Annotated in this window: 7 protein-coding genes; 5 read left to right on the top strand and 2 right to left on the bottom strand. The window is 70.3% G+C overall.

The window, feature by feature from the left end; all coding sequences use genetic code 11:
* Positions 1–170 precede the first annotated feature (170 nt).
* The 4 genes from LQV45_RS12865 to LQV45_RS12850 are packed head-to-tail and all read left to right on the top strand — an operon-like array spanning position 171 to position 3,852.
* On the top strand, positions 171–1,094 hold the full coding sequence (locus tag LQV45_RS12865) for an alpha/beta hydrolase fold domain-containing protein (RefSeq protein ID WP_230007367.1): 924 nt from the start codon (positions 171–173) through the stop codon (positions 1,092–1,094).
* Positions 1,095–1,120: 26 nt separating this feature from the next.
* Positions 1,121–2,779, top strand: a complete 1,659-nt coding sequence (locus LQV45_RS12860) for an NAD(P)/FAD-dependent oxidoreductase (protein ID WP_230007366.1) — start codon at positions 1,121–1,123, stop codon at positions 2,777–2,779.
* Between the two features lie 60 nt (positions 2,780–2,839).
* The gene (locus tag LQV45_RS12855; RefSeq protein WP_230007365.1) at positions 2,840–3,610 is read left to right on the top strand and encodes an SDR family NAD(P)-dependent oxidoreductase; all 771 of its coding nucleotides are present in this window, start codon (positions 2,840–2,842) and stop codon (positions 3,608–3,610) included.
* Complete coding sequence (locus LQV45_RS12850) at positions 3,607–3,852, top strand: glutaredoxin domain-containing protein (protein ID WP_230007364.1); 246 nt, start codon at positions 3,607–3,609, stop codon at positions 3,850–3,852. Before LQV45_RS12855 ends, LQV45_RS12850 begins: the two co-directional genes overlap by 4 nt.
* A 134-nt stretch (positions 3,853–3,986) precedes the next feature.
* Here LQV45_RS12850 and LQV45_RS12845 read toward each other — a convergent pair whose 3' ends face one another.
* Positions 3,987–4,949 carry a serine hydrolase gene (locus LQV45_RS12845; RefSeq protein ID WP_374208207.1) on the bottom strand — a complete coding sequence of 321 codons (963 nt, stop codon included), beginning with the start codon at positions 4,947–4,949 and terminating at the stop codon, positions 3,987–3,989.
* A gap of 48 nt (positions 4,950–4,997) precedes the next feature.
* A complete protein-coding gene (locus LQV45_RS12840) occupies positions 4,998–6,971 on the bottom strand; it encodes a M13 family metallopeptidase (protein ID WP_230007362.1) in 1,974 nt (657 codons plus the stop codon).
* Positions 6,972–7,057: 86 nt separating this feature from the next.
* On the opposite strand from LQV45_RS12840, the gene LQV45_RS12835 reads away from it, so the two are divergent.
* Complete coding sequence (locus LQV45_RS12835; protein ID WP_230007361.1) at positions 7,058–8,386, top strand: MATE family efflux transporter; 1,329 nt, start codon at positions 7,058–7,060, stop codon at positions 8,384–8,386.
* Positions 8,387–8,459 lie beyond the last annotated feature (73 nt).

The raw sequence follows: 8,459 nt of genomic DNA, 5'->3' as shown, positions 1-8,459 counted from the left end.
GTCCAGCAGTCTGCGGCGGGCGGAGGGGGCCTGATCGCGTCACGGTGAGACGCGGGTGACTCATTCTGCGACACCCCGTCGCGACGGCCGGAGGGCGGTTCATCCTGGGGTGCACCGGGGCTCTCGACGCCCCGGACCGACCTGGAATCCACGATGAGGAGGATCCGCAGATGGCCGAGAACAGGCCCACCGACCCCCTGGGGGAGATGTACGCCGAGTGGACCGTCGAGTTCACCGCCGCCCCCGACATGTCGCTCCCCGTCCTGCGATGGGTCTTCGAGGACTGGCAGCGCGCGACGGCCGAGCCCGAGGACGTCACGTACCGCTCTACGAGCATCGGCGGTGTGCCCGGCATCCTGGTCACGCCGGTGAACGCAGACAGCACCCGGATGCTGCTCGTCCTGCACGGCGGCGGCTTCGCCCTCGGCTCCGCCGCCAGTCACCGGAAGATGGCCGGGCACCTCGCCCGCGCCGCCCGTTCGTACGCGTTCGTCGCCGACTTCCGCCTCGCGCCGGAGCACCCCTACCCCGCGCAACTCGACGACACCGACGCCGTGATCGACGGCCTGATCGCGGGCGGGTACGACGCGGAGGCGATCACTCCCGTCGGCGACAGTGCGGGAGCGAGCATCGCGATCGCGACCGTCCTGCGCCGGCTGCAGCGCGGCGCCGCCCTTCCGGGGCGGGTCGCGACGATCTCGCCGTGGCTCGACATGGAGAACTCCGGCGAGACGATCGAGACCAACGACGCCACCGACTTCCTGATCGCCCGCGAGGGGCTGCAGGGGAACATCGACCGCTACCTCTCCGGTGGCGCTTCCCCCACCGACCCGCTGGTGAACCCGCTCTACGCCGATTTCACCGGATTCCCGCCGCTGTTCATCACCGCGAGCGACGCCGAGTCGCTGTACTCCGACGCGGTCCGCCTGGCCGAGCGCGCCCAGCGCGACGGCGTCGACGTGACCTTCGACACCGTCTCGGGCGAGCAGCACGTCTGGCCCCTCCAGGCGGGACGTCACGCCCCCGCCGACACCTCCATCCGCCTGATCGCCGAGTGGGTGCGGGCGACCAGCTCGGCCCACGTCTCGGCATGACCCTCTCCACCGAAAGGACCCCCGCCATGAGCGACTTCACTGCCCCCGGCACCCCCGACCGCGACTACGACGCCATCGTCATCGGCGCCGGTTTCTCGGGTCTCGCGATGCTCCACCACCTCCGCGAGATCGGCCTGCGCACCCTCGCCGTCGACGGCGAGGACGGCATCGGCGGCACCTGGTGGGTGAACCGCTACCCCGGTGTGCGCACCGACAGCGAGTACTCGTACTACTCCTTCTCGTTCTCGAAGGAGGTGCGCGACGAGTGGACCTGGACCGAGCGCTACCCCTCGGGCGAGGAGGTGCTGTCCTACCTCAACTTCGTCGCCGATCGTCTCGATCTCCGCCGCGACATCCGGCTCAACACCCGGGTCGAGTCGGCCGTGTACGACGAGGATGCCAACACCTGGACGGTCCACCTCGTCGGCGGCGACACACTCACCACCAAGTACCTGGTCAGCGGTATGGGCGTGCTCTCGCAGCCGATCTTCCCCGAGATCCCCGGCATCGAGACCTTCCGCGGCGAAAAATACCACACGGCGCAGTGGCCGCGCACAGGTGTCGATCTGTCGGGCAAGCGGGTCGGGCTCATCGGCCTGGGCGCGTCCGGCATCCAGATCGTCCCCGTCATCGCGGGAGAGGTAGGCGAGTTCTTCGTCTTCCAGCGCACACCGAACTTCATCGTCGAGACGAACAACGACAAGGTCTCGGAGAAGGACATGGCCTGGCTCCGTGAGAACTACGACCTCGTCTACGAGAAGGCCGCCAATCACCCCTTCGGTGTCGCGATGGAACCCGCCGAGCACAGCGCCCTGGAGGTGTCCGAAGAGGAACGGCGCCGCATCTTCGAGAGCAAGTGGAACGAGGGCGGGTTCCACTTCGCCAACGAGTGCTTCACCGACCTCGCCACCAACCACGAGGCCAGCGAGCTGGCATCCGAGTTCATCCGGACCAAGATCGCCGAAATCGTCCAGGACCCCGAGACGGCGGAGCTGCTCTCGCCCCGGACGTACTCGTTCAACGGCAAGCGCGTCCCGACGGGACACGGCTACTACGCCACCTTCAACCACGACCACGTGCACCTCATCGACACCGCCGAAACGCCCATCACGGCCATCACCGAGAAGGGGGTGAAGGTCGGCGACACCGAGTACGAGCTCGACGTCCTGATCTTCGCCACCGGCTTCGACGCCATGACCGGCACCCTGACGCACATCGACATCGTCGGCCGCGGCGGTCGCACGCTGCGCGAGAAGTGGGCGGAGGAGGGGCTCAAGTCGAACCTGGGCATCAACGCGCACGGCTTCCCGAACTTCTTCATGTCGCTCGGGCCGCAGACGCCGTACTCGAACCTCATCGTCCCGATCCAGCTGGGCGCGCAGTGGCTCCAGCGGGCCCTGGCATGGGCCGAGGAGAACGGCGTCGAGTACTTCGAGGCGACGCCGGAGTCCGAGGACTGGTGGCGCGACGAGACCGAGAAGACCGGTCGCCAGACCGTGATGTACACCGAGGGCAAGAAGGCGAAGGCCTGGTTCCTCGGCGAGAACATCCCCGGCAAGCCGGAAGAGTTCCAGGTCTACATGGGCGGCGGCCAGGTGTACCAGCGGTACTGCCGCGAGCTCGAGGAGTCCGGCTACGCGTCACTCCTCCACCGTGCCGACGCCAAACAGCCCGTCGACGCCTGACACCCCACCCCGGCGGGGACGCGTGCGAGCGCGTCCCCGCCGTCACGAAAGGAATTCCCCATGGCACGACTGCAGGGCAAACGCGCGGTGATCACGGGAGCCGCGTCGGGAATGGGACGGGCGACGGCCGAACTGTTCGCCACGGAGGGGGCGCGCGTCGCGCTCCTGGACGCGCAGCCCGAGGCCGGCGAGGCGGCGGCCGCCGGCATCCGGAAGTCCGGTGGCGAGGCGACCTTCACCCGGGTGGACGTGACGGACGAGGCCGACGTCCGCGGTGCGATAGATGCGGCCGCCGAGACGTTCGGCGGGCTCGACGTCCTGATCAACTGCGCCGGAATCATCGGCGCCGACAAGCCCACCCACGAGGTGACCGAGGAGGAGTGGGATGCCGTGTTCGCGGTCGACGTGAAGGGCGTGTTCTTCGCGACGAAGGCCGCCGTCCCGCACTTCCTCGCGGCCGGAAAGGGCGCGATCGTCAACTTCTCGTCGATCTACGGGATCCTCGGCAACGACGAGTTCACGCCCTACCACGTGGCCAAGGGCGCGGTGAACATGCAGACGAAGCAGGATGCCGCCAGCTACGGCCGTCACCGGATCCGGGTCAACGCCGTCAACCCGTCGACGGTGCTCACTCCGCTCGTCGAGGGCATCGCCGCCGAGTACCCGGGCGGGATGCCCGCCTACGAAGAGATGATGACGGCGCACCAGTCGATCCGCCGACTCGGTCGACCCCTCGACGTGGCGTACGCGGTGCTGTTCCTCGCGTCCGACGAGGCCGACTGGATCACGGGCGTCACCCTGCCCGTCGACGGCGGGTACACGGCCCGATGAGCGCCCCCGACGAGGTCACCGTCTACGGCAGACAGGACTGTGCCGACACGCTTCGCACCCGCGCTCTGCTGCAGGACGCGGATGTGCCGTACGTCTTCGTCGACGTCGAGGCATCGGCATCCGACGCCGCCCGCGCCGCCGCCCTCGGCGGCAGCAGCAAGGTGCCGGTCGTCGTACTGCCCGGCGGCGCGGTGCTCGTCGAACCCCCCGACACCGCGCTGCGCGCCCACCTGTCGCTCTGAACCGCCCGGGCACCGCGAGACTGCATCCGGCTGACAAACCCACTGCACGCTGCAGTGGAGTTGTCAGTCAGGTGCAGTCTCGGCGAAACGCAGGCCCCCGCGCCGCACCCCGCGCCGCGCCGCGCCGCACCGCTTCAGTACACGTACTCCATCAGCTCGACGCCGAGCACGCGGAACGCGTCGTGCGCCCGGAGGCGGTGGGCGATCGAGAGGTCGTCGAAGTTGACGATGAGGGCGTAGGCGACGCCGGCCCGCGGACCGCCGAGCACGCCGGCCTCGGCGCGGACGCCGTCCGAGCGTCCGGTCTTGTTGACGAACAGCAGGCCGTGGCGATCGTTCTCGTGCGCGAACGGGTCCAGGCCGGTCGCGGATGCCACGAGCGACAGGTCGTGGTTCAGGCTCAACCATTCGGCCACCTGGGCGCTCACCCCCGGGGAGACCACGGTGGAATTGACCAGCCCGGCGAACACGGCCGCCACCTCGCGCGCCGTGGACAGCGCCAGGTGCGGGGCGTCGTCGGGCCCGCGGTCGTCGCGGAAACGGTCCAGCAGGGCGGTGCGGCGCAGACCGAGCTGCTCGATGCGCGAGCGGACGGACGGCAGGCCCACGCGCTGCAGCAGCGCGTTCACGGCCCACGCGTCGCCCGCGGATGCCGCGAGCACCGCCACGTCCGCCAGGGGAAGCGCGGGGGCCTTGAGGTGCTGCCACACTCCCCCGGTCGACGCGGTGTGCACGCTCGCGCGGTCGATGATCTCGAGCGCGTCGACGCGCCCCGCCTCGATCGCGGCCGCGACCTCGATCAGGAGCGGGACGACCCCGAGCCCGGCGACGGGGAGGGTGACGAAGTCGTCGCCCTCGAGCACCGTCGAACCGCCGTCGAGGTCGTCGATGCGCACCGACACCTTCGCCCCGGATGCCGCGAGCTCGTCGAGGGCGCGGAGCGTCGCCGTGAACGACCGGCGTCCCGCGGCGGCGCGCCGGGGTAGACGTCGCGGTCCTTTGCGCGCCGACCCTCGGAGGGCCGGGGCGTCGCGTCGAGACGACTCCACGGGCACTCCGGCGGGATCGGGTACGGAGGGCTCGGGAACCGGGGGCATGCCCACGAGCGTGGCTCCTTCCGGGTCAGAAGAGCAACAAACGCCACCTCACCAAATGGTGACGCGCTGGTCGGCGTCCAGCCACAGGGCATCACCCTCGGTGACGTCGAACGCCGCGTAGAACGCGTCGATGTTACGCACGATCTGGTTGCAACGGAACTCGTTCGGCGAGTGCGGGTCGATCGTGAGGAGCCGGATGGTCTCGGCATCCCGACCCTTCTGCTGCCAGATCTGCGCCCAGCTGAGCAGGAGTCTCTGGATGCCGCTGTACCCGTCGACCACGGGACCGTCGGCCGGCTCGTCCTCGCCGAGCGACAGCCGGTAGGCGCGGATCGCGATGCCGAGGCCACCGAGGTCGCCGATGTTCTCGCCGATCGTGAGGGCGCCGTTGACGTGGTGCTCCTCGCTCAGGCCCTGGGGCACCAGGGCCTCGTACTGGGCGATGAGCGCCTTCGTGCGCTCCTCGAACGCCGAGCGGTCGGCATCCGTCCACCAGTCGCGCAACGACCCGTCGCCGTCGAAGCGGCTGCCCTGGTCGTCGAACCCATGGCCGATCTCGTGGCCGATCACCGCGCCGATGCCGCCGTAGTTGGCGGCGGCGTCACGATCGGCGTCGAAGAACGGGTACTGCAGGATCGCCGCGGGGAACACGATTTCGTTCATGAGCGGGTTGTAGTACGCGTTGACCGTCTGCGGCGTCATGTACCACTCGTCGCGGTCGATCGGCTCGCCGACCTTCGCCACCTGCCGGTCGTGCTCCCAGACGTGCGCGCGCTGGACGTTGCCGACCAGGTCGGCGGCGTCGATCTCGAGCGACGCGTAGTCCTTCCACTTCACGGGGTAGCCGATCTTCGGCGTGAAGGCATCGAGCTTGGCGAGCGCGTGCTGCCGGGTCTCGGGCGTCATCCACTCCAGCGACTCGATCGACTCGCGGTACGCCTCGATGAGGTTCTGCACCAGCACGTCCATGGCATCCTTCGCCGTGGGCGGGAAGTGCCGATCGACGTACACCTTGCCCACCGCTTCGCCGAGGGCGGCCTCGACCAGGCCGACGCCGCGCTTCCACCGCTCGCGGTTGACGGGGACGCCGGTGAGCTGCGTGCCGTAGAACGCGAAGTTCTCGGCGACGAACTCGTCGGACAGGAATGCGGCGGCGGAGTGCACGACGGCGAAGCGCAGCCAGGCCTTCCAGTCCTCGAGACGCTCCTCGACGAGCAGCGCGCCGAGGGACTCGAGGAAGCTCGGCTGGTACACCACGACCTCGCCGAAGGCGTCCTCGTGACCGGGGGCCACGCCGGCCCGCCACGGCGCCAGATCGATGCCGGCGAGGCCGATCATCTCGTCCCACGCGCGGAGGTTGTAGGTCTTCACCGCATCGCGACTGTCTTCGCGGGACCAGTGGTGGGCGGCGAGCTCGGTCTCGAGCGCGACCACCCGATCCGCGGATGCCGCGGGCTCGGCGATACCGGCGAGGGCGAGCATGCGCTCGACGTGCGCGCGGTAGGCGGTGCGCGTCTCGGCGAAGTTCTCGAGCCGGTAGTAGCTCTCGTCGGGCAGCGACAGCCCGCCCTGGTAGATCACCGGAACGTAGCGGGTGGGGTTGCCCGGGTCGGGCTCGACGAACAGCGTCAGCAGGCCGCTCACACCGTCGCGCTCGAGCTCGCCGACGAGACGGAGGAAGCCGGGCACGTCTTCGACGGCGTCGACGCGCGCGAGCTGCGCGGCCAGCGGCGCGGCTCCCGCCTCCTCGATGCGGTCGGTGTCCATGAAGCTCGCGAACAGGTCGCCGATCTTGCGGGCTTCGCTGCCCGGCTCGGCCTGCTGCGACTCCTCCACGATGGTGCGGACATCCTTCTCGGCCTGCTCGGCGATGAGATGGAAGCTGCCCCAGCGGGCCTTGTCGTCGGGAATCTCGGTGCGCTCCATCCAGCGGCCGTTCACGTGACGGAACAGGTCGTCTTGCGGGCGGATCTCGTCGCTCAGTTCTTCGAGCGCGAGACCGGAGCGGGGGGTCTCGGTCATGCAGACAGGATAAGTGCCCGCGATCCGTGAAGGCTCCGGATGCCGCACCGACCGGCCGTGTCGGGAGCCCGCCGTAGGCTCGGACGGTGACCACCCCCGCACCGGCGACGCTGAACCGCGCGATCCTGCGCCTCGCCGTCCCGGCGTTGGGCGCGCTCATCGCCGAGCCCCTGTTCCTCATCGTGGACGGGGCCATGGTGGGCCACCTCGGTGTGGCGCCGCTGGCCGGACTCGGCATCGCCGGAGCCGTTCTGCACACCGTGGTCGGGCTCATGGTGTTCCTCGCGTACGCCACGACCCCCGCCGTGGCGCGGCGGTTCGGTGCGGGCGAGTTCGGCCGCGCGGTGTCGGTGGGCATCGAGGGCATGTGGTTCGCGCTCACGATCGGGGCCGTCCTCGCGCTGGTCGGAGTCCTGGCCACCCCGGCACTGGTCGACGTGTTCGGCGCGGCGCCCGACGTCGCCGAGAACGCCCGCGTGTACCTGTCGATCTCGATGTGGGGACTGCCCGCCATGCTCGTGGTCTTCGCCGCGACGGGGCTCCTGCGCGGCATGCAGGACACCGTCACGCCGCTGTGGATCGCCGGCCTCGGCTTCGGCGTCAACGCCCTGCTCAACGCCCTGTTCATCTACGGCTTCGGCTGGGGGATCGCCGGCTCCGCGATCGGAACCGTCGTCGCGCAGTGGGGCATGGTCGGCGCCTACGTGATCATCGCCACCCGCCTGGCCCGCCGCCATGCGGCATCGCTGCGCCCCGAGGTCGGGGGCCTGCGCGGGACCGCGCGCTCGGGCGGGTGGCTGTTCCTGCGCACCCTCAGCCTGCGCGCGGCGTTCCTGGCCACCGTCGCGGTGGCGACCGGGCTCGGCTCGGCCGAGCTGGCGGGGTGGCAGATCGCGTTCACGATCTTCTCCACCGCCGCCTTCGCCCTCGACGCTCTCGCGATCGCCGCCCAGGCGCTCGTGGGCAAGCACCTCGGGTCGGGCGACACCCTCGGCGTGCGCCACGTGCTTTCGCGCACGGTGGCCTGGGGGCTGTGGTTCGGTGTCGTGGTGGGCGGGCTCGTGGCGGCGGCATCCGGGGTCCTGGGTCTGGTCTTCACCGGCGATCCGCAGATCGCCGCGCTGATCCAGCCGGCACTGCTCGTGCTCGCCGTCGCGCAGCCCCTCGCCGCTTTCGTCTTCGTCCTCGACGGCGTGCTCATCGGCGCCGGAGATGCGCGCTACCTCGCTATTGCGGGGGTGCTGAATCTCGTGCCCTACATCCCCGCCCTCGTTCTCGTCGCGCTCTTCGCCGGCGGCGGGGCCGCGGGCCTGGCCTGGTTGGCGGCGGCGTTCTTCGGGGTGTACATGCTGGCCCGCGCGGCGACGCTCGGGCTGCGCGTCCGCGGCCGCGCGTGGATGACCGCGGGCGACTGACACCCGCGCCGCCCTGCCCGCGCCCGGCCGAACGCCCACGCGTCTTTCAGGAGCCGCACGTACGGTGCGGACA

The organism is Microbacterium sp. Bi128, assembly GCF_918698205.1.
Note: the sequence above shows the minus strand (reverse complement) of the source record. Positions and strands in the feature narration are given on the sequence as shown.

Bases quoted from the DNA above. Each gene is read 5' to 3' on its own strand.
- LQV45_RS12865 (WP_230007367.1), top strand. From the start codon at position 171: ATGGCCGAGAACAGGCCCACCGACCCCCTGGGGGAGATGTACGCCGAG.
- LQV45_RS12860 (WP_230007366.1), top strand. From the start codon at position 1,121: ATGAGCGACTTCACTGCCCCCGGCACCCCCGACCGCGACTACGACGCC.
- LQV45_RS12855 (WP_230007365.1), top strand. From the start codon at position 2,840: ATGGCACGACTGCAGGGCAAACGCGCGGTGATCACGGGAGCCGCGTCG.
- LQV45_RS12850 (WP_230007364.1), top strand. From the start codon at position 3,607: ATGAGCGCCCCCGACGAGGTCACCGTCTACGGCAGACAGGACTGTGCC.
- LQV45_RS12845 (WP_374208207.1), bottom strand. From the start codon at position 4,949: ATGCCCCCGGTTCCCGAGCCCTCCGTACCCGATCCCGCCGGAGTGCCC.
- LQV45_RS12840 (WP_230007362.1), bottom strand. From the start codon at position 6,971: ATGACCGAGACCCCCCGCTCCGGTCTCGCGCTCGAAGAACTGAGCGAC.